The following is a 21,839-nucleotide window of genomic DNA, read 5'->3' as shown; positions in this document are numbered from 1 at the left end:
CAAAATCACTGATGACCAAATGAAAGAAATAAACATAAACAAACACAGTGTCTTGCCAGATTGGAATTATACAATTTCACTTAACTAAATTAATAAAAATACCAAATTATTTTTGGACAGTGCCTTAGTTGAGTTAACAAATTGGTACCATCTACAAATATCATAGGTCGTTTTGTCATTTTTTCCTTATGCATAAATTTAAATTTGAAAAGAGTTTTGAAAAAATTTTATTCTTTAACTTTTTTATTCAAACGAAATGACACGTTTCTAATTCTGAAGATATTAAGGATATTTAGGAAAGCAACCAAGTTTTACTCACATTTCATTAAGAGTTTTTTATTAACGAAAATTAAACTTCAATTTAAATAATGCCTCTTTTTTAAAAAAATCATACACCTTTAAACATGGGCTTTCTTTTTTCCAAAAAGGTGTTTATGCCTTCCTGACGATCTTGTGTTGCAAAGCATCGGGCAAAGAGGTTTATTTCTTTCTCAAGCCTTTTCTCTATTTTCTGATTTTCGTTGAGCAGGATTTTTGCCATCTTAACGGCAATGGGGTCTTTTTGTGCTATAGTTATAGCTAATTCTTTAGTTACAGACAATCAATTCTATGTCTTTGAAAGCTCGTAATTAACCGGTAAGAGTTTATCAAGAGTTACATGTTTAGAAGCATCAAGAATTTCAATGCCTACAATTCTGTTATTCTCGCCAATATCCAGGACAATGTCATCGGAGAACCGCCGGTTTATGACATCCTGTTTTTTGTCATCAAATCTGATGTAAAGAAGGTCTGTCTTGTCGTTGTAAATGATGTTCATTTATGCCTCCCACTTTCCATAGAATACATATACGGTAACGGTTACAATCCTATTTTCTTTGATAAGGTAAAACACTTCCACTCTCTTTTGTTCATAATACTTATTGTGACGATTCTGCTTGAAATCATAAACCTTGGCTTTTCCTATCCTTCCGTATTAAGTATAGTGTCCCCGGAATTCGTATAATAAGATTTATAAATTTTCAGATAATTGATGCTTTTAGCTGTACATGGACATATTTTTATTCTTCGGATATTTTTACCCTTCTGCCGTTTTTCATTTTCTTATTCCCGTCTGTTACTATTTTCCAGCCATCTTCTAATCCTGATAATATCTCTATCATAGCATCGTAACACCTTCCTGTGCTTATGACCTTTTCCACTAACCGGTTGTTTTCAACCGTATATACAACATTCTTTCCCATCATTGTCCTGACGGCTGTTATAGGAATTGCCTTTATTGGCTTTCTTTCATCATCCGTTGCGTGTCGTTTTAAAAACGCAACCTTTGCACTCATCTCCGGCATAATGCGGGAATCTTTGTCGGCAAATGCGACTTTTACCAGTATCGAGGCCTTTGTCCTGTCCGCAGTAGGCACAATCATATGCACTTCACCGCGAAGTCTTTCTCCCGGAAAAGCATCCAGTTGGATTTCACATGGATGCCCGGCGCTTACCTGTTCAATATTTGATTCGGATACATCAACCTCCACCATGAGTGAATCGAGGTCGGCAATAGTCACTACCGACGCCCTGGCATTTGCCGCTGCTCCCACAGGAGTGACTATATCGCCAATATCGGCATTTTTCGTTAATACTACCCCATCAAAAGGTGCGCGTAAAAAAGTATAATCAAGTTGCACCTTTGCCTCGCTCACTGCCGCTTTGCCCGAGCGTATTGCGGCCTTCCCTTCTTCAACCTTTGCAATCGCAAGTTTGTATTTTGCATCTGCCGTGTCATATTCAGACGGAGAAACGACTCCCATTTGCAAAAGATTCGTTGTTCTATTGTAAGCAAGCTTCGCCTCAGTAAGTTCTGCTTCAGCCTGCTTCAGCCTGTATCTGGCGGTATTCATATCCGCCTTTGCTCTTTTCAACGCCGCAATTGCGTCCTTGTTTTCCAGGCAGGCAATAACATCTCCTTTTTTTGCCCTGCTGCCTTCTTCTACCGATAAGGATACAAGCGAGCTGGTGATCTTAGACGATATGGCGGATTTTCGCTGGGCGACAACATACCCGCTCGCATTTAAAAGGGTAAACGTCTGAGAGGGGAAAATGGTAGAAATCCCTGATACATGCACACGAATAGCAGGTTGCAGAATGCCGGTTCCATACAATATCCCCAGAACAATAATGATTCCGGCGGCGACAGAGAGATATATTTTCCCCTTTGTTTTGCCGCGCCGAACCAGAAATTTTGATTTATCGATGTGAAGATTTGTCAGATCATTACTCATTGTAGTATGCTATTTTACTGAAATGGTATGCTAGATTAAAAGATCAATAGCTCCATTCGCGACAATTGTTCTCAGGATGTCGCTCCTGGTAATTATGCCCAAAAGATGGTTGTTTTCATCAACAATTGGCATTGACCCAATATGTTCTTCTATCAATATTTTTGCAATTTCCCTCAGCTCAGTGTCAGGCGTTGCTGTAAGAATTCTTGTTTTACAAATGTCCAAAACGGTTTTCTTTTTTGGAAATGTATAAATGTTATCATGGTAAAATCCGGCATCCGTATAATGGGCATCTGCTTCATACCATTTTTGAGCAGGTGTATTGACCGGTTGTTTATCTCCGGATGCTTCGCTCTGCGCCGCCTCACGAAGTAAATCCCTGTCGGAAATAATGCCGGCAACTTTTTTATTCGGTGTGAGAATGGGCAGGTGGCGGAACCTATGTTCCCTGATAATTTCCCATGCTTCATCGAGCCTGGTATCCTGCAGAATTGTAACTACAGGAGAAGACATGATCTGATTTGCATGTAATGAATTTCTCTGGTGTGGGTATTCGGTTTTTTGGTATATAAGCGTTGATGAACTACGGGGTTTTTGTTTTTTATTTTCTCGTTGTTCCCGTTCCTGCAAATTGTCCTTGTTTTCCTCAATTCTTTTATCCTTTGCGGTATGTTGCAGCCTTTCAACCCGGCGAGGTGGCGTTGTAAACATTCCTGCAGTAAGAGGGAATCTTGTTCCCTGGTCGATTATCTGGAATCCCATTTTGCATTTACTCCCTAAACAAAGACCTCATTCCCTTAACTACCCTTAAAGAAATCGGTATTTTTGTATCTCAAAAGCCCTTCATCAATAAGCACCTTCGCCACAGCCACAATGGGAACTGCAAGCAAAAGACCCAAAAATCCCAATATCTGGCTGCATATCAAAATGGACAGTATAATAGCTACAGGGTGCAGTCCGAGTTTTGTTCCAACAATTTTTGGCGTTATTATGGTGCTTTCAAAGAACTGCCCTACGCCAAATACCGCTACGACAAGGATCAAATGGGTGATATCCTGATATTGAATAAACGCGAGTATCAGTGCGGGAACAAGGCCAAGCATTATTCCGATGTAGGGAATAACGTTCCCAAATCCACCCAGCAGGGCTATTAGGTAGGAAAGCGGTACGCCAATAACGGTCAATCCTATTCCATATATTATGGATAATATAATACAAACCGTAATCTGCCCCCTTAGAAATGCCTTCAGGTTTTCATTTATCTTCCCGAAAATCTCAAATATCTTTTCTTTTTTTGAAACCGGAAGCAGGTTCCTGCACTTTATTATAATAACGTCAAAATCTTTCAGGAGATATATGGTCACTACTCCAAAAACCACGATGTTTATTATTATTCCCACCAGACCGAAGGCTCCTTGAAAGATGTTTTTTACTGTTGCAAGGGCAAATTTCATAAGTCCCGGACGTTTCTCCTGCGTTTCTTTTTCACTGCCGTTCTGTATGCCTAGTTGTGTTTTTAAAAATATCGCAATCCCGGTATCCTTATGGTTTTCAATAAACAGTTCCACATTTTCCTGATACTTCGGATACTGTTTTTTTAATACCATGCCAACTCGCTCAATGCCATGCAAGGTTTTTGGTATTGTGTAGGCGGCCGCCCCGCCCGCCATAAACAACATGCCTGTTAAAAGTACCACTATTGCAAGACCCCGCGGCAACCCTTTTTTTAAAAATAAAAATCTTCGTTTTTCAATAATATCGAGTAATGGATCAACAATATAGGCTATCGTAAAAGCCAGAAAGAGTGATATTAAAATGCCTTTTAAATAATAGCACACCAGGAGAAACGCGGCAATTGCGCAAAGCCACAGCAGCGTTCTTATCCACATGTTTTCAAATATTTTTTGTTTTTCCATAAAAGCCTCCTTCTCTGCCGTCCTTCAGGCAGGATTATACCAATAGGGCCAACCAGCGTAATGTTTTCAATCATGTTATACAGTTTATCTCCTAAGTAAAATGTTTTTCTTAGAATTTGGCAGTCTTTGACCGCAACTTTTGGCCGGTTGTTCCCAAACCCTGAATTGACAAAGTCAGAACTAAACAAGCAAGAAAACTGTCCTCAGTCCTCAATCTGCAATCTGCAGACTGCAGATTGAGGACTGCAAAAGGTACCAGTCATGTCTGTTTCATTATTTGATTGCAGGCTGACGGCGCTGTGATAAAATCACATAAAGGGTTGTTTGTTAATACTGTTAAGGTGCAATTTAAAGAAAATAATATTTGGAGAATATCGATGGCGTTGATAAGTTTGCAGGATGTAACGATAGGTTTTGGCTGTCCTTTGTTGATTGAACACGCAAATTTGCAGCTAGAGCGGGGCGAAAAGGCATGTCTCCTTGGCCGCAACGGCGCCGGCAAATCTACCCTGCTAAAACTTATCAATGGTGATCTGATGCCTGATTCCGGAGAAATTGTGCGGCAGAAAGGATTGCGCACGGCATACCTTTCCCAGGAAATTCCAAAAAAAATAAATGGTACGGTATCCGATATACTATCGAACGAGTTCGGAAATCTGCCTTCTTCTGAACGCAAAGGCCGTCATCAAATAAATAAGATAATTTCGCAGATGCAGTTAGATGCTCATGCTGAATTCAATACCCTTTCTTCAGGCCTTAAACGAAAGGTATTGCTTGCCCGAGAACTGGTGTGTGGTCCCGATATTCTATTGCTGGATGAGCCGACCAATCATCTGGATATCGATGCCGTCTGCTGGCTGGAAGAATTTCTACTGCGTTATGAAGGCACAATGCTTTTTGTTACCCATGACCGTTCGTTTCTAAGGAAACTTTCTACCCGTATTATTGAACTGGACAGAGGAAATCTTTCAAGCTGGTCGTGTAATTACGAAACTTTTTTGACGCGTAAACAGGCTGTTCTGGACGCAGAAGAGAAACAGCACGCACTTTTTGATAAGAAACTTGCACAGGAAGAAGTATGGGTAAGACAAGGAATTAAGGCCAGACGCACTCGTAATGAAGGACGGAAAAGAGAGTTGGAGAAAATGCGGCAGGTTCGAAGCGAGCGCAGGCAAAGAACAGGCTCCGCACTTATACAGACGCAGGAATCAGACCGTTCCGGCGCGGTTGTTATAAAGGTGGAAGGCGCAACTTACGGATATGATAATCGTCTCATTGTGAATAACTTTTCCACAACGATTATGCGGGGAGATAAGGTGGGAATTATCGGACCCAACGGTTCCGGCAAGACGACTCTTTTACGTCTTTTATTAGGGGAATTGACTCTGCAAAAAGGTAATGTTCGCCATGGCACTCAACTGCAAATAGCTTATTTTGACCAACTGCGTGCGCAACTGAATGAAGATAAATCGGTGTTTGAAAACGTTGGTGAGGGAAACGATGTGATCACCTTCAATGGCAAACCACGGCACATCATCGGATATTTGCAAAACTTCCTGTTTTCTCCGGACAGGGCACGGGTCTCAGTCAAAACACTTTCCGGAGGAGAGCGCAACCGTCTCCTTCTGGCGCGTTTGTTCACAAAACCTTCCAATGTCCTGGTAATGGATGAACCCACAAATGACCTTGATGTGGAAACCCTGGAACTTTTAGAGGAATTATTGATGGAGTATCAGGGAACACTTCTTCTCGTCAGCCATGATCGTACCTTTCTTAACAACATAGCAACCAGCACACTCGTTTTTGAAGGGGAAGGACTGATCAATGAATATGTGGGCGGGTATGATGACTGGTTAAGACAACGCACTGTACATGCACAAAACGATTTCCCGGGGAAACAGCTTCCTACAAAGTTAAAAGCGGAGAGTAAACAATCCAAACGAACACGTAAACTCAGTTATAATGAAAAACGCGAACTGGAATCCCTGCCACATCGGATTGAATTGCTGGAAACAGAACAACAGCAGTTAACTCAGACAATGGGCAATCCCGTGTTTTATCAGAAAGGGAAAGAGGAAATAGAAAAAATTAAAGGGAGAGCGTCAGCCCTGGAATACGAACTGGCAGAAGCCTTTCACCGATGGGAGGCGTTGGAAAAATTACGCAGCGAACATGAAACGGTATCATCGTAGTTCACTGCCACGTGTGGGTTCAGGTTACAAAACCTGAACCCGCGCGGGGGAACTCTATGTGTCTCTATGCGCACAATTTCTCAGTCTTTCTTTTCCTGTTAAGACGGGTCCTTTCGTGTACGCTCAATTTTTCACCAATCTTGAAATTGCATGCAACCTCTTTGTTTTCGTTGGGCAACGTTTTTATTTTCTCTTTCAGTTCAAAAAACCATGAAGGGCGTGAAGTAATTACATTCGCATGCCACGGGTGAAAATTCTTTCCGTAAAAGTTGTTATCCGTGCGCAGTATGATAGGGATGTTTTTATGCTGAATTAATATATTACCTATAACATCAACGATATCTATATCACTTATATTAACATTCATTATGACAATATCCGGCCAGTAATCATTTACTTTTTTAATCGCCGTTTTGCCGTCATTTGCCGTAATGACATTATAGCCTTCGTTTGATAATTTTTGTTTACAGAGAATACGCTGTTGTTCGTTATTTTCCAAAACCATTATTGTTTTCATAGATTTGTTCCTTTCATAATAAACTGGATGATTCCTTATATTTTCTCCATAGTTATAGTTAACGGATTTCACACAAGCAATCCTCAAAAACCGGGTATGCTGTCAAAGGGAAAAAGACAGACGCGTCTGCACAAAAAAACCAATAAAAGAATATAAAAAATATGCAGTGTACTTGTGTGTCATACAGAACAATGAGCCTTAAAAATTTGTTCCAGCACATTCATTTTTTGAAATGGTTTTTGGCGTGTATATTGACAAACGCCGATATTTTGCAACGGTTTTTCCTTCTTTTTTTTACAAAAAAAACCCCATTATCCTATTACGGATAATGGGGCTGTGTGTTGTAATTATAACAGTATTTATTGCGTCTACTCCATTTTTTATATATCAACTATCATACAATCGTTTATATTTAAAACATTAGAGTGGGCTTTTCACATATTTATACTTTTACAACATTTGTGGCCTTTTGGCCTTTTTGGTCTGAAATGACATCAAACTCAACCTTATCTCCTTCAGCAAGAGTTCTGAAACCCTCTGACTTGATGGACGTCTGATGAACAAATACATCAGTTCCGTTTTCCTGAGAAATAAAGCCGAAACCTTTTGAATCATTAAACCACTTTACTGTTCCGTTCGCCATAATAAATCACCCCCTTTCGTTTGGTAAAAAAATTTGGCTACTAATAAAAAAAGGCCACAAGGTTTTCATCCTTGCAGCCTTAACATTACAACGAAACACATCACAACTTTGTATAATATTACTGTTCAAGTCAACCGACTTAAGAAGTATATACGCAATTTTCCTTTATAACAAGAAAAATATAAAATATTTTGAAAATAAAATTCTTAAGCGCTGCCAACCGATCCCTAACTGCACTATCCCATCAGCAAGCCATGCCATTCCTGAAGCCACGGAATTGTTACAAACGGCAAACAATTGATAAACGCAATAATATTACTAATAACAACTTTTTGGAGTAATCGTCTTCAAAAAAACGTTGACTGTTTATTTCAAAAGGATATAATGGTGAACATGCATTCACCTGTTAATATCTTTTTTATAATCATAAGCGTAAGGAGGTTTCACCATGTGGTATACCACTACACAAACAGCACAGAGAATAGGCATCGACAGAAAGACACTGATGCGTTATCTGAAGGAAGGGAGAATAAAAGGCTACCGGATCGGAGGACGGACAAAGTTTATGGAAGGCGATATCCATGAATATCTCGAGGGAAACCGGATAAATAATGGATATCCCTCATGTAATAACAAGGAGAAAAGATCTGGTATTTCCACGAAACGTATCAGGCAGGCAGTATAAGGAAATTCGTTGATTATACCGCCTGTGCGGCAGGCATAGAACTCGGCAGGGTTAAAGTATCTTACAAAAAAAGAGAAAAACACTCTCGCTTTGTTCTGCAATTGCGGTCACTTTGCATTACTACGAATCCGGTCAATCGCACCAATCGCGTAATAATTGTATTATTTGATCGTAACGTTTGCCGTAAGCGCATGCTTTTATGTTCCTTCGTTCTTCAGAAACATGTGTTAATGTTATTTTCAAATATTCTTCAGGAAGGCTGTCGGGTACGTTGTCTGCCCATTCTATTATTGTCACGCCATTTCCAAAGATCATTTCATCACTGCCTATATCCAATAATTCCTGTGACCCTGATAGTCTGTAGGCGTCTATATGATAAACAGGAATGCGGCCATTATATTTGTGCGCCAGAGAAAAGGTGGGACTTTTTACATTTCTGCTATCCTTGACGTCAAGTCCTGTAACTATTCCTTTTACCATGGTAGTTTTTCCAGTGCCCAGGTCGCCAATCAAGGCAACGACATGCCCATTTGTTAATAATGTGCCTAATGCTTTACCAAATTTTATTGTTTCCTCTGCATTTTTGCTGGTGAAAATTATTTCATGCCCTTTTTTCGCCAATGTTCCTGCACCATCCATAATTCTTTTTGGTTTTTTGAAAATGCTCAGCAAAATGAAAGTTACTCTCTACAATCTACAGTCGGTAGATTGCAGATTGAGGACTGTTTTTACACTTCCGGCTATGCCAGCTTAGGTTTAACAATGTTTATAACCTTTAGGTCGTATCCGGCGCAATTTACCCTTCCCGTCCCTCAGCCAAAGTCCTTTATCTTCAACAATTTCTCCTATACAACTTATCTCCAGGCCATGAAATAAATCTGACGTCAATACCTTTTCCGCCTGTGTTTTTGACAATACCGCCAACAGTTCATAATCTTCCCCATCGGAGAAGGCGTGATGAATCGGGGTTTTCCCCGTTTTTTTCGATATTTTTAATGCGTCGTCAGACACGGGGATTTTATCTTCAAACAAAACAGCTCCCACCCCGCTTTCTTCCAATATATGATTCAAATCCGCAGTCAATCCGTCGCTGATATCTATCATGGCATGGACAGTAAAATTTTTGTTCAACGCAATGCCTTCATCTAATCGTGGTTCAAAAAACATATGTTTGCCCAATAAAGAACCGCCAAGTCTTCCCGTCACTAAAATTTTATCTCCTGCTTTTGCACCGGAACGATATACAGGCATTAATCCCTCATTCTTTCCCAGCAAGGTAACATTAATACAAAAAGGACCTTCTCCGCTAATGATATCTCCACCGACAATATCAATATCATATTTATCTGCTATTTCCCATATGCCGGCATATAACCTTTTTGCAAAACTGTTTTTTGTTCCGTGTGGAAAACAGAGAGAAATTACCGCAACGGATGGTTTGCAGCCCATAGATGCTATGTCGCTAATGCTGCAGGCAATTGCCTTCCTTCCTACTTCGGACGCATTATGTTTCTTTAGATCAAAATGTGTGCCTTCTACCAACATGTCCGTGGTTATGAGGCATAAGGTATTTTTGGCAGTATTAATGACCGCACAGTCATCTCCAATGCCGCATACAACGGCATTTGATTTTTTCTTTCTGTTTCTTATCCACTTGATTAAAGGAAATTCGTCCATTTGAAATAGTACAGATATTCTCTCAAAAATCCTGAGTTGGCATAGCAGGAAACAAACAAGCAAGAAAACAGTATTCAATCTGCCGACTGCAAAAGTGACCATTAAATATTTTGCCAAAGAAATGCAAAGAAATTTCTACTAATCCTAGCATTCTACGTCTACGGCGACGGGCTATTAGCGAAAGAATATCACACTTCGAGGGTAAGGCAAGAAATTTTTTTTGACATTTATACTGCAAACCATTTTCCACTGTTCACAAAAGAATATTGCAGCTATTCAATGTGCTTCATCACCGTTTTTTACAAAAAAAACATCATCACTTATCAAAAACAAAAAACGAACAAAGCCGGTTTTATAGATAAATAAAACAAGAAATACTTTCCCAATTGATCGGAAAAATTTTCAACAAATCTTTCGGTTGTTGAATAATTAAACCCTTTAATAATCGCGTATAAAATAATAAATAATCATCTTATTGTATTGTAAATGCGGCAGATACGCCTTGTTACCGCGGTGTAAATATTCAGTGGCATACGCATTGCTATTCTTTGTTTACAAGGTTTTTGCTATAGCAACAAAAATGAGTAACATGTTTCGTTTTTACTGTTAGAAAGGAATTAATTACATGTTTTTTTGGAAAGGAGTCCGGTTATGAGTAGGATAAACACAAATATTAATGCGTTGAATGCGTTACGGTCGTTAAATGACATTAATTCGAAATTGTCGGTTTCGCAATTAAGGCTTGCGACGGGCAAAAGAATTAATAATGCTGCCGATGACGCTGCGGGTTTTACGATTGCCAAAAAATTCAATGCCCGTTCACAAGGGCTTGGCCAGGCCCTTGCAAACATAGGTTCTGCCAAGAATCTTATGGCGGTTGCGGAAGGCCATCTGAATAATATCCTTGATATTTTGACACAGATGAAGACAAAGGCAACGCAGGCGGCAGACGATTCGTTAGGGAGTGCAGAACGTAACGCTATTCAGTCGGAACTCAAAGCATTGGCAACGCAAATCGATCTTGAAGTTACCCAGGCTACATGGAATTCCCAGTCAATATTTGGTACAGGAAATTCTGCTACAGGTTCAGGAGCGGCAAGTAGCGTGCAGTTTAAATTCCAGATTGGCGCAGGGGCAAGCAGCACCAATGACGTGTTGAAGTTTGACTTGTTAGCAAAAGACAATGTAAGCTTTGATGACAGCAATACAAACTATAAGGCTGATGGATTGCGGGTAAGTGTTGCTACGGCGGGCAGGGCGGTTACTTCTTCGGCATCCGCGCAGGCATTGATGAGCAATATAGATACCGCCATTGCGGATGTATCAGAAGGATTGAGTTACATTGGTGCAGTAGTTAACAGACTGACCTATCAGGAAACCAGTTTAACTGTAGCGAGGACGAATACTGAGGCGGCCAGGAGCAGGATTGAAGATGCGGACATGGCATACGAACAGTTAGAGTCAACAAAGTTTCAAATATTACAACAGACTGCAAGCGCTATGCTGGCGCAGGCAAATGCGGGGCCTCAAAGCATAATGCAGTTATTTCAATAAGTAGCATTGATGCAGATAAGAGAGCCAGATTAATCAAAAAGGGTTCACAGGAAATGACTCGCTTCCTGTGAACCCTTTTTTTGAACTATTTACTGCATAGGTCGTTTTTTTCCCCCGTCCACTTTTACGTTGTTTGTTTCCGGTAAACGTTCATTCCGATCTTTTCTTCACGGTCGGGGATGGTAACATTTCCCTCCGTTGATGCAACAATAATGTTCTTTCCTGACGAAGAAAGTCCAAATTCTTTTGACAGGTCTATCTTTATGGTGAGTATGTTTCCTTCTACAGATAATTCCACGTTTTTCATTAAAAAGCCTCTCTTTCTCTAAAAATTTATAAACGGTTTAAGTGATATTTGGTTGGAAAATGCCACCTATGCCTTTCTTGCCACATACAAAATCGTTACATATCCTACACTTTCATCCCACTATGTCAAGTAGTATAACAGAATCCTGTGCTATGATAAGATTTTTCTCTCAAGGCGTCTCTTTCGTTTTCCAAACAGCGAATAACTACCTATGCATACAAATGATCAGAAATTAACTATACGTTGTGAAAAATCATGAATACCTGGCAGTATCGGTATCAGTCAAAGATTTTTTTAAATAATGCACCAAATCTTCGGGATGCATCCTATCTTTTAACAGCCTTAGATGCAATGTGTCATTATTAATTACCCGTATATTTTTCTTCAACTTAGAAAGGCAAATCTCCGCCTTTTTTAAATCATTTACCTGGATGATGAGGGTGTTGTTTACCCGGACTATAGAACGGATTTTCGAATCCCTTGCAATGATTCTTAGCTCACTCTCGGAAAGCAGGTTTTTTACTGATTGAGGCGCATTCCCAAACCGGTCAATCATTTCTTTCCTGATCTCGTCAATTTCTTTGAAGGTATTGGAACGATTCAACCTTCGGTAAATATCCATTTTCAAACTATATTCCGGGATATATTCGTCAGGGAGAAAGGATTCCAGATTTAATTTCAATGAGACATCGGGAGGTTCGCTGACGGGTTCATTACGTGCCTTGCATACGGCTATCTCCAGCAAACGGCAATACATCTCATAACCTACTGCCGCTATGTGGCCGTGCTGTTCCACCCCCAGGATATTTCCCGCCCCTCTGATTTCGAGATCCCGCATAGCTATTTTAAATCCGGCGCCCAGTTCCGCAAATTCTTCAATCGCCTTCACCCTTTTTTCAGCTTCAGGGGTTACCGGACGATCAATGGGTAAAACAATATACGCATATGCATGATGTTTGTATCTTCCCACCCTGCCACGCAATTGATGCAAATCGGCAAGGCCAAAGGAGTCTGCGCAGTTAATAAAGATGGTATTCACATTTGGTATATCCAGCCCGGACTCTATTATTGTGGTAGAAACAAGAATATCCGCCTTATGATCTACAAAATCTTTCATTCTCTGTGCTAAAAGCTTTTCATCCATCATTTGTCCGTGAACGACTAAAATTCTCGCCTCCGGCACTATCGTGGATAGTGTGTGCGCGATGCGCTCGATATTATACACCCTGTTGTGGACGAAATATACCTGCCCGTTTCTGTTCATTTCGAGTAATATGGCTTGCCTGATGCGTTTATGGTCAAATCGCATGATTTGTGTCCTAATTGACTGCCTTCCCAGCGGCGGGGTATTTAGCGAAGAAATGTCCTTAATTCCCATCAGAGACATATGAAGCGTTCTTGGTATGGGCGTGGCCGTCAGAGTCAGCATATCAACCACCTGCCGCATCTTCTTAAACCTTTCTTTGTGAGCAACTCCAAACCGCTGTTCTTCATCAATAATAACAAGCCCAAGGTCTTTAAATACAACATCTTTTTGCAACAACCGGTGAGTGCCGATGAGGATATCAATCTTTCCTGCCAGCGTTTTCTCCAAAATATCCTTTTGTTCCTTATGAGATTTCAACCGGCTCAAGACTTCAATTTCTACCGGATAGTCCGCCATGCGCTCAGAAAACGTAGTGTAATGCTGCTGCGCCAGAATTGTGGTGGGCACCAGAACCGCCGCCTGTTTGCCATACATTGCTGCTTTAAATGCCGCCCGAATGGCAAGCTCTGTCTTTCCATAACCGACGTCTCCGCAAATAAGACGGTCCATCGGCCTCTTTGATTGCATGTCCGACTTTATTGCCTCCAAAACCTGTAACTGGTCAGGCGTTTCTTCATATATAAACGCCGATTCAAAGTCCCTTTGCCATTCCGTATCCGGAGGGTAGGCAATGCCCTCCTTCGCGTTTCTCGACGCCTGAATATGCAATAAATCGCTTGCAATGTCCGCAACGGCATGTTCTGCACGCTTTTTGCGCATCTCCCACGATTTAGAATGAATCTTATCCAATTTTGCCTTATGGCCGGAAGCGCCAATGTACTTTTGAACAAGTTCGATCTTTGTTGCAGGTACATATATTTTTGTTCCCTCATCGTATTCCAGAACAAGATATTCCCTTTTACAGCCATCATCCTCAATAATCTCAATACCCAAAAAACGCCCTATGCCGTGGGTGACGTGTACTATATAGTCCCCTTTCTTCAGGTCAAGAAACGAGTCGATTGCCCGGGTTTGCACCACCTTTTTAACCTCGTGGTGCTGTTTGTAACGATGGAAGATTTCATGGTTTGCAAGGATGGCTATATTGATATCGGCAAATCGGAATCCCTGGCTTATATATCCGCGTCGAAGCTCAAACCTCTGCAAGCCTTCGGGCAAGCCGCTTGTTATTTCCCGAAAACGTTGTTCTTCCGCGGGATTTATGCAAAAAACGATTGTTTTATCATGCGCTTCGGTAATCTTTTTAAATTCCGCCACAATATCCTGTATCTGTCGTGGGAATTCATCTATCGCCTTAACCTGAAAAGCATACGCATTGTTCTCCGTGGTAAACGGCAATTTTGACAAAGTAATTTTCGTAAAGGTCTTTAATTGCTTAAAAATCTCTTCCTCTGTGAAGAGTGCTTCCTTGTAGTCGGTTATTTCCAGCATCTGTCTTAATTTACTTTCAATCCTTGTTGGTTCCTTCAGGATAATGGTAGTTTCTCCGCTAAGGTAATCAAGAAGCGATGTTTTTTGTATTTCCCCCTGCATGGGATGAAGGCCATACATTTTATGAACGAATAATATCTGGCAACTGTTTATCTGTGCCACCGATTGCTGGGTTTCCACATTAAAACTACGAACAGATTCAATTTCATCTCCAAAATATTCAATGCGGCAAGGTATTTCCGTTGCGAAGGGAAATATATCAATAATACCCCCATGAATTGCGTATTCACCCTGATTTTCCACCTGACTGGTCTCTTGATAATGATGGGAATGCAGCAGGCCAATAAGGTTCTCCATCGGATATTCCTGGCCTTTTTGAAAAGAAACGATATTATCGCCGATGGTTTTTTTTGAAGGGACTGGCTGTATAAGCGCCTGAATCGAAGAAACTATTACATCCGTTTGGTGTGAGGCGTCTTTGTTTTTCCGGCATAATTGATTTAAAATGAACAGCCGCTGCGCCATGATATCCTCATACGCATCTGATTCATTATTAAAGATGTCTTCAACCGCCGGAAACAGCGTCACGGGAAGATTTGAAAACGTCTTCAAATCTTCCCAATCTTCCCGTGCATCTTCAGCGTCTGGCACGACTAAAAGGATCTTTGGCGTCAACCCTTTTGTATAAAAATGTTCATTGGCAACCGCCGCGGCAAACAAATTCGCAGAGGAGCCCCAGAGGCCGTTGACACAACAACCCTTCCCGGAAGAAAGTTGACGAATAATTTCCTTGTATTGTTTATGCTTTCGCAGCAGTTGTATAGATTCTTTCATTTGCAATATCCAATGAGTTTTCTACAAAAAGAAAAGAAACAGGGGACATGACGTCTCAGTTTATCACATTGCAGCCGCATTTGTAAATACAACGTAGGGTATGAATGTGTAATCAAAACAGAGAGTCGCCGCATAGCCACCACCAAAAAAAGAAATTTTTACAAGGTAATAGTTTAATGCCTTTTTCCTTGTATATTAATGCCTTAATAGGGAAAATAAGTCCTGGGTGCGGCATTTTCTGAGAAAAGATTTTAAAGAGTATGCCGTAAAAAGTAATGATAATGGTAATATTCCGGGAAATATACAAATGAATTGGCAATTATACTATGGTTCAGAAAATACGTTTTCTGCTTAATGAGAAAGAGATACATACCGCCGAATCTTCAGGCATAGCAGTACTTGATTACCTTCGCATAAATCAGCGGCTGACGGGTACAAAGGAAGGATGCCGCGAAGGTGATTGCGGGGCATGCACTGTGCTCGTCGGTGAATTAATAAATAACAGGGTTTTTTATAAGTCTGCAAATTCCTGTTTAATGCCGTTGGGAGAATTACACGGAAAACATCTGGTAACAATCGAAGGGTTAAACATGGATAACCTTTCACCCATACAACAGGCGGTTGTGGATAAAGGGGCGACGCAATGTGGTTTTTGCACGCCGGGGATTATTGTTTCTCTTACCGGATATGCTATGGAATGTGCCAGTCATCTGACAAAAGATGGATTTAAGAAAATGCTTGGGGGACACCTTTGCCGCTGCACAGGATACCGGTCTTTAAAGCAAAGTTTTGGCATGATAAAAGAACACATTGATACCGCAACCGGCGTAAAAACACTTGTTGAAAAGGGAATTATTCCTGACTATTTCAAGGATATTCCCATACGATTAAACAGCATTTCCGGGAAACAATATAAGAAGGCCGCCTCCACCCCCGGATTTTTCATCTCCGGAGGCACTGATTTATATGTGCAAAAGGGCGACATTTTGCCAGACTCATTGATTAGCCTGCTCAACGCACATTCGGAAATGAAGCATATCGTTTGCGAAAACGGACTCCTTCGTATAGGCGCTCTTACCACATTTGAGGCATTTTCTAATCACCCGGAAGTAATGAAGGCCATTCCCGGTATTCAGGAATATATCTCCCTTGTTGCTTCCACGCAAATCAGAAACAGGGCAACCGTGGGAGGGAATATTGTGAATGCTTCTCCAATTGCCGATGTAACGATACTATTGCTTGCAATGGAATCAACATTGATTCTTAAGCATGGCAGCGATACGCGTTCATTACCGATTTCCTCTTTTTACAAAGGATACAAAAAACTTGATAAAGCGCCGTCAGAGATTTTGTCAGAAATAGTATTCCCTGTTCCCGCCCCTGGAACAAAAATAAATTGGGAGAAGGTTTCAAAAAGGAAATATTTGGATGTAGCCTCGATAAACAGCGCAATAAAGGTAAGGGAAGATGGCGGCGTCATAAGAGACATACACATTACCATGGGCGGAGTCGCAGAAATCCCCCTTTTTTTGAAGAACACATGCGATTATCTTCGGGGAAAACAGATTACGAAAAATACGATAGAAGGCGCATTTCCAATACTGCAGCATGAAATATCGCCAATAAGCGATATACGGGGAAGCTCTTGTTATAAGAGGCTGCTTGCCCGCCAATTGATAATAGCACACTTTACAAAACTCTTCCCCGGCACAATCAAAGTGAAGGATTTTTATGAATCGCATTGATGCAGCAGCCCATACGCGCGGAGAATCCCTTTTTTTGGATGATATGCCCCTGCCGTCAGGCATGCTTTACGCATCGGTATTTTCCTCTCCGGTTATGCATGGAAATATTATCCGTCTCCAATTGCAGGAAGCACGTTTAGCAAAAGGGGTTGTTGCCGTTCTCTCTTCAAAAGATATTCCGGGAATAAATCAAATTGGTTCGATTATTCAGGACGAAGAACTTCTGGCGCAAAGCAAGGTGAATTACATAGGACAACCGGTGGCAGTTGTTGTGGCGGAAAGTCAGCGAGCCGCAAGAAATGCAGCAAAAATAATTTTGGCGGAAATAGAGGAGTTGCCTGCCGTTGCCGATCCAAAAGAGGCATTTGAAAAAGGATACATTATTGACGCGCCGAGGACGTTTACCCTTGGAGATGTTGATTCTCTGTGGCAAAAATGCGATCTCGTGGCAGAAGGCTCCTGCGATACGGGCGGGCAGGAACATGTTTATCTGGAAACGCAGAGAGCGAGAGCGGTCCCGCTGGAAGGAAACAATATACGTATCTATTCTTCAACGCAAAGCCCGTCCGCAGTGCAGCATCATGCGGCAAAGGTACTGGGACTGTCCAGTCATAATGTGGAGGTGGAGGTAAAACGTATCGGCGGCGGTTTCGGCGGTAAGGAAGACCAGGCTACGCCATGGGCCTGCATGGCGGCGCTTGCTGCATGGATTACACAAAGGCCTGTGGAGCTGGTTTTGCAGAGAGGTGAAGACATGAAGATGACCGGCAAACGGCATCCGTATAAATCCGATTTTAAAATGGGTGTGACAAAAGATGGGGTCATACTCAGTTACGAGGTGAAACATTATCAAAACTCCGGCGCCGTTGCAGACTTATCTACGGCTGTTTTGGAGAGAACAATGTTTCACAGCACGAATTGCTATTATATACCCAACGTCAGGATATTCGGCGTGTGCTGCAAGACAAATCTCCCGCCAAATACTGCCTTCAGGGGATTCGGGGCGCCGCAGGGAATGTTCGCAATTGAAAGCGCAATCACAAAGGTGGCAGAAAAGCTCAATATGCCGCGAGAGGAAATACAGGCTAAAAATCTGTTAGCAGCAAACAATGCCTTTCCCTACGGACAAATAACTGAGGATTGCAGCATCAGAACCGTTTGGGAAAAAGTTGAGACGAGATACACTCTTCAGAAGATTAGAAAACGGATGCTCTCCTTTAATAAATCCCACTTTGAAACAAAAAAAGGGATCGCCGTAATGCCCATTTGTTTTGGCATATCATTTACTACGACTTACATGAATCAGGCAAGCGCTTTGGTGTATGTATTTACCGATGGAAGTGTGAGCGTTTCTACCGGCGGAGTAGAAATGGGGCAGGGGCTAACTACCAACATCACGGCAATTGCCGCAAAAGCATTGGGAATAAACCACAACCGCATAAAAGTAGAAGCCACGAATACTACCCGCATTGCAAATATGTCTCCCAGCGCTGCAAGCGCTACAACCCTTCTTAACGGAAATGCCTTGTTATTGGCGGTCAATCAGATTATTGACAGATTAAAATCCCTTTTAGCTAAGGAACTTTCCATTTCCGACAAAGAAAAGATTTCAATTGCAAACGAAAAGGTTCTTTGTGATGCGCATGATACAGGCTGGACGTGGGATCGATTAATTCACACTGCACATCAAAAACGTATAAACCTTTCAGCGCATGGATTCTTTGCAACGCCAAAAATATGGTTTGACAAAATGAAAGAAAAAGGCAGCCCGTTTGCATATCATGTGTACGGGGCAGCGGTTATAGAGGTGACACTGGACTGCCTGCGGGGGGTGTATACCATTGATTCGGTAAAAATTGTGCATGACTTAGGCAGGCCTCTTAATGAAACAGTTGACCGCGCGCAGATCGAGGGAGGGCTGGCGCAGGGTTTGGGGTGGATGGCGTTGGAAGACCTGCGTTTTAATGACAAAGGACAGTTGCTTTCACGTGACCTTGCCACGTATAAAGTTCCGGATGCTTATTTTATGCCGGATGACATAGAGATTGAATTTTTGGCAAATGAAGAGAGCTTGCCCGGCCCTTACGGAAGCAAGGCAGTAGGAGAGCCGCCTTTTATGTATGGAATAGGCGTGTTCTTTGCTCTTCGGGACGCAATGCGCGCATTCATGCCTGGAAATGATTTTGACTTTGCCACACCATTGACCCCGGAGCGGGTACTATTGCAGTTATACCCGGAATACGTCAAACGGATATCATGCAAATGCTGACAATTTTTGAATAAAAGGAGTCTCCATGAAAATTGAGGAAACACGCATTTCACTCATCAACCAGCTTGTTGGACTGGTGAATAAATACTGCGCTAAACTGAAGATCGAAGACGATGTTCAAACGTTGTTTTTTTATTACAAAAAAAACTGGCTTTCGGGGTCTGATCGCAAACTGTACATATACTCTCCCTCTTCAGAGGGCAAGTCTTCGGGCCTTTTTGGCAACGGTATCAGGGAAGACATCAGGATTGTAGTATTGAGCGAGGAATATTTTGAGTGTGCGCAAAAGGTGGCGGAAGAGTACGAAATGGTAAGCCAGAAAACCGCAACGATAGTTCGTGCATTTTAAAAGTGTCTTAGTACTTATCAGTAATTTCTTTGCACACTTCCATTCGTCAGTGCGTGCTTTTTGGCAAAATATTTAATTGTCCCTTCTGCAGTCGGCAATCTACAGTCTACAGTAGGCAAATTGCAGATTGAGGACTACTGTTTATTTTTTTCGTTTCCCTGGGTTGACTAATTCATACCGTATTTGATGATACGGGGTGAAAAATTTCTTGTCCAGCAGCGAGACAAATACCCACGAGGTGAGCGCTACCGTTGCCGCAATGCTAAGGATAATTATTATCTGATACTTGACTGCCGTAACAGGGCTGGAGCCTGCGATTATTTGTCCCGTCATCATCCCTGGCAGGTGAACGATTCCCATAACCATCATGCTGTTTAACGATGGGATTAATGAAGCGCTGAGCGCCTGCTGACGGGATTTCCGGGAAGCCATTTTTGATTCATAACCAAGAGAAAGCAACATTTCTATTTCCGGCACTCTGATTTCTAATTCGCTTTTATAGCGTTCTCCCGCCAATGCGGCGCCATTCATTCCATTGGCAATAATCATACCGGCTACAGGTATTAAATATTGCGGGTCGTACCAGACAGGAATCCTGACCACCAGCAAAAAAATAAATAGCAGCGAAAATGCCGAAGCCAGTGATACCGAGATTAATGCGCAGCAATACATTCCTTTCACGGGGTTTTTAAGCCATTTAATCACGGTTTGTGATGCGACAAAGATCATAACAAGAAGAATGGGCATTACAACGTACCATTGTTTATAATCAAATATTAATTTTATGAAAAACCCTACGAGGATTAACTGTATTACGGCGCGAAAGCTTCCGATGAGTATTGTTTTTTCCAACCGTAACGATTCATAAAGAGAGATGCCGATAAGCAGGATTACAAATACGCTGCAGAAACTAAGCTGCGACCAGGGAATATCGATAGCATTATTCATAGTTCTTCCTTTGCAAATGCCAGTTCAGGGCGTTCAATTTCCTTCACCCTTCCGTTTTCAAGCACCAGAAAACGGTTTCCCAGTCTTTTCGCGAAATCGAGCTGATGTGTTACCACAAGCATGGAAATGGCGTTTTCCCGAATGATTTGTTTCAGGCTGTGGATGAGTATGCGGGAATTTTCTTCGTCCAGTGCGGTAGTGGGTTCGTCGAGCAAAAGAACTGACGGACGGTTGATTAATGTTCTTGCCAGCGCTATTCTTTGTTTTTCTCCAACAGATAGTTCATGGGAAGGCCGCTGTAGAAACGATTCGTTAAGCCCTGTCAGATGGAGCATGGCAATGATTTGATTTTTCATGTCATGGGGAAGTTCATTTTTACGAAAAGGCAGCAACAGGTTGCTTTCCACGGTGCCTTCGAGGAGGCATGGGATTTGGGATAGATATGCTATCTCTTTTCGTAATACGAGTGGTGAAATGGTGTGAATATCTGTACCCTTGTATAAGATTGTGCCGTCCGACGCTTCCAATAATCGATTGCCAAGCTTTAGCAGTGTTGATTTCCCGTATCCGGATTGGCCGAGAATGACAACAATCTCTTTTTCCCATGCTGTAAGAGATAATTTATGGAGAATGTTTTCGCCATGGTTATATCCGAAGTATACGTTACGGAATTCGAGAAACGGATGTTTGTTGTACATTGTTTTACCGAAGTTATTTGCGAATGCCTGTGTTTTTTTATAACTATTCATTGTAATATATTAAACTACCGAAGCACAACTCGTTCTCAAACCTTGTACTGAACATAGTGAAGTAGCTGTTTGGGAACGTAATGGTACTGAAAACTACATTCGCGGGTTCAGGTTTGTAACCTGAACCAAACATTTTATACTTTCAATCCCGCATTCTATTGGCAGAACAAATGAAAAATAAATTCCGGATTCCAAACAGGGATTTTGTGATTTGGGCATTGGAATTTTACTGCAGTATATAGCTCCATTATCCGTATAAACTCATGGGTTCAGGTTGCAAACCAATGTCATTAAGTTAAGCAAACGGCCGCAAAAGTCCCCCTTAATAAAGCTAATCTTTACCCACAAATTTCAAGAGCACCGTAGTTGTACGGCCAATTGAGCTGAAGGCTAAGTGGTGTAAAGTTCGTAAGCAACTTCAATATCAGCCAAACGTGACATGCCTCGCCAAAGTACTTCACTTCCGGGATGGCCATCACCACG

The 21,839-nt window shown here is 41.6% G+C and carries 19 protein-coding genes; 6 read left to right on the top strand and 13 right to left on the bottom strand.

From position 1 onward, the window contains the following. Positions 1 to 388: 388 nt before the first annotated feature. The 5 genes from QZT26_RS09910 to QZT26_RS09890 all read right to left on the bottom strand — a co-directional run bounded on the left by QZT26_RS09910 (position 389) and on the right by QZT26_RS09890 (position 4,189). Positions 389 to 601, bottom strand: a complete 213-nt coding sequence (locus QZT26_RS09910) for an enoyl-CoA hydratase-related protein (RefSeq protein ID WP_099324413.1) — start codon at positions 599 to 601, stop codon at positions 389 to 391. Between the two features lie 6 nt (positions 602 to 607). Continuing rightward, on the bottom strand, positions 608 to 817 hold the full coding sequence (locus QZT26_RS09905; protein ID WP_099324412.1) for a DUF2283 domain-containing protein: 210 nt from the start codon (positions 815 to 817) through the stop codon (positions 608 to 610). 241 nt (positions 818 to 1,058) lie between these two features. Continuing rightward, positions 1,059 to 2,273, bottom strand: coding sequence for an efflux RND transporter periplasmic adaptor subunit (locus tag QZT26_RS09900; RefSeq protein ID WP_295101893.1), 1,215 nt, complete (start codon positions 2,271 to 2,273; stop codon positions 1,059 to 1,061). Positions 2,274 to 2,303: 30 nt separating this feature from the next. Further along, a complete protein-coding gene (locus QZT26_RS09895; RefSeq protein WP_295101892.1) occupies positions 2,304 to 3,035 on the bottom strand; it encodes a CBS domain-containing protein in 732 nt (243 codons plus the stop codon). A 35-nt stretch (positions 3,036 to 3,070) separates the two neighbouring features. Continuing rightward, on the bottom strand, positions 3,071 to 4,189 hold the full coding sequence (locus tag QZT26_RS09890) for an AI-2E family transporter (RefSeq protein ID WP_099324409.1): 1,119 nt from the start codon (positions 4,187 to 4,189) through the stop codon (positions 3,071 to 3,073). A gap of 377 nt (positions 4,190 to 4,566) precedes the next feature. Between QZT26_RS09890 and QZT26_RS09885 the strand changes: the two genes are divergently transcribed. Continuing rightward, positions 4,567 to 6,381 carry an ATP-binding cassette domain-containing protein gene (locus tag QZT26_RS09885; protein ID WP_164995719.1) on the top strand — a complete coding sequence of 605 codons (1,815 nt, stop codon included), beginning with the start codon at positions 4,567 to 4,569 and terminating at the stop codon, positions 6,379 to 6,381. A gap of 64 nt (positions 6,382 to 6,445) precedes the next feature. Here QZT26_RS09885 and QZT26_RS09880 read toward each other — a convergent pair whose 3' ends face one another. Continuing rightward, positions 6,446 to 6,898 (bottom strand): response regulator, encoded by a 453-nt coding sequence (locus QZT26_RS09880; protein ID WP_157820402.1) that lies wholly within the window; start codon positions 6,896 to 6,898, stop codon positions 6,446 to 6,448. 442 nt (positions 6,899 to 7,340) lie between these two features. Next, on the bottom strand, positions 7,341 to 7,541 hold the full coding sequence (locus QZT26_RS09875; protein WP_099324406.1) for a cold-shock protein: 201 nt from the start codon (positions 7,539 to 7,541) through the stop codon (positions 7,341 to 7,343). 448 nt (positions 7,542 to 7,989) lie between these two features. Here QZT26_RS09875 and QZT26_RS09870 point away from each other — a divergent pair, with 448 nt between their 5' ends. Beyond that, positions 7,990 to 8,226: a helix-turn-helix domain-containing protein gene (locus QZT26_RS09870; protein ID WP_099324405.1), complete on the top strand. Its 237-nt coding sequence runs from the start codon at positions 7,990 to 7,992 to the stop codon at positions 8,224 to 8,226. 132 nt (positions 8,227 to 8,358) lie between these two features. Here the strand turns inward: QZT26_RS09870 and tsaE are convergent, their stop codons facing one another. Together tsaE and thiL are read right to left on the bottom strand one after the other, a co-directional pair. Beyond that, entirely contained in the window at positions 8,359 to 8,898 is a 540-nt protein-coding gene (tsaE, locus tag QZT26_RS09865) for a tRNA (adenosine(37)-N6)-threonylcarbamoyltransferase complex ATPase subunit type 1 TsaE (RefSeq protein ID WP_230405751.1), read from the bottom strand. A gap of 84 nt (positions 8,899 to 8,982) precedes the next feature. After that, positions 8,983 to 10,005, bottom strand: coding sequence for a thiamine-phosphate kinase (thiL, locus tag QZT26_RS09860; protein ID WP_295101888.1), 1,023 nt, complete (start codon positions 10,003 to 10,005; stop codon positions 8,983 to 8,985). Between the two features lie 549 nt (positions 10,006 to 10,554). On the opposite strand from thiL, the gene QZT26_RS09855 reads away from it, so the two are divergent. Then, positions 10,555 to 11,457 (top strand): flagellin, encoded by a 903-nt coding sequence (locus QZT26_RS09855; RefSeq protein WP_099324403.1) that lies wholly within the window; start codon positions 10,555 to 10,557, stop codon positions 11,455 to 11,457. A 124-nt stretch (positions 11,458 to 11,581) separates the two neighbouring features. On the opposite strand, the gene QZT26_RS09850 is transcribed toward QZT26_RS09855, so the two are convergent. Further along, positions 11,582 to 11,764, bottom strand: a complete 183-nt coding sequence (locus QZT26_RS09850) for a hypothetical protein (RefSeq protein WP_099326984.1) — start codon at positions 11,762 to 11,764, stop codon at positions 11,582 to 11,584. Between the two features lie 253 nt (positions 11,765 to 12,017). Beyond that, positions 12,018 to 15,296: a transcription-repair coupling factor gene (gene mfd, locus QZT26_RS09845; protein WP_295101887.1), complete on the bottom strand. Its 3,279-nt coding sequence runs from the start codon at positions 15,294 to 15,296 to the stop codon at positions 12,018 to 12,020. A gap of 326 nt (positions 15,297 to 15,622) precedes the next feature. Between mfd and QZT26_RS09840 the strand changes: the two genes are divergently transcribed. Genes QZT26_RS09840 through QZT26_RS09830 form a run of 3 tightly spaced genes read left to right on the top strand, consistent with a single transcriptional unit; the run spans position 15,623 to position 19,659 of the window. Then, positions 15,623 to 17,041: an FAD binding domain-containing protein gene (locus tag QZT26_RS09840; protein ID WP_295101885.1), complete on the top strand. Its 1,419-nt coding sequence runs from the start codon at positions 15,623 to 15,625 to the stop codon at positions 17,039 to 17,041. Continuing rightward, the gene (locus QZT26_RS09835; protein ID WP_295101883.1) at positions 17,028 to 19,310 is read left to right on the top strand and encodes a molybdopterin cofactor-binding domain-containing protein; all 2,283 of its coding nucleotides are present in this window, start codon (positions 17,028 to 17,030) and stop codon (positions 19,308 to 19,310) included. The genes QZT26_RS09840 and QZT26_RS09835 overlap by 14 nt, the downstream gene beginning before the upstream one ends. Before the next feature lie 25 nt (positions 19,311 to 19,335). Next, on the top strand, positions 19,336 to 19,659 hold the full coding sequence (locus QZT26_RS09830) for a hypothetical protein (protein WP_099324399.1): 324 nt from the start codon (positions 19,336 to 19,338) through the stop codon (positions 19,657 to 19,659). 141 nt (positions 19,660 to 19,800) lie between these two features. On the opposite strand, the gene fetB is transcribed toward QZT26_RS09830, so the two are convergent. Further along, positions 19,801 to 20,607, bottom strand: a complete 807-nt coding sequence (gene fetB, locus QZT26_RS09825; RefSeq protein ID WP_164994652.1) for an iron export ABC transporter permease subunit FetB — start codon at positions 20,605 to 20,607, stop codon at positions 19,801 to 19,803. Further along, the gene (locus tag QZT26_RS09820) at positions 20,604 to 21,356 is read right to left on the bottom strand and encodes an energy-coupling factor ABC transporter ATP-binding protein (RefSeq protein WP_099324397.1); all 753 of its coding nucleotides are present in this window, start codon (positions 21,354 to 21,356) and stop codon (positions 20,604 to 20,606) included. The genes fetB and QZT26_RS09820 overlap by 4 nt, the downstream gene beginning before the upstream one ends. Positions 21,357 to 21,839 lie beyond the last annotated feature (483 nt).

Source organism: uncultured Candidatus Kuenenia sp. (assembly GCF_900696675.1).
Taxonomy (GTDB): domain Bacteria; phylum Planctomycetota; class Brocadiia; order Brocadiales; family Brocadiaceae; genus Kuenenia; species Kuenenia stuttgartiensis_A.
Note: the sequence above shows the minus strand (reverse complement) of the source record. Positions and strands in the feature narration are given on the sequence as shown.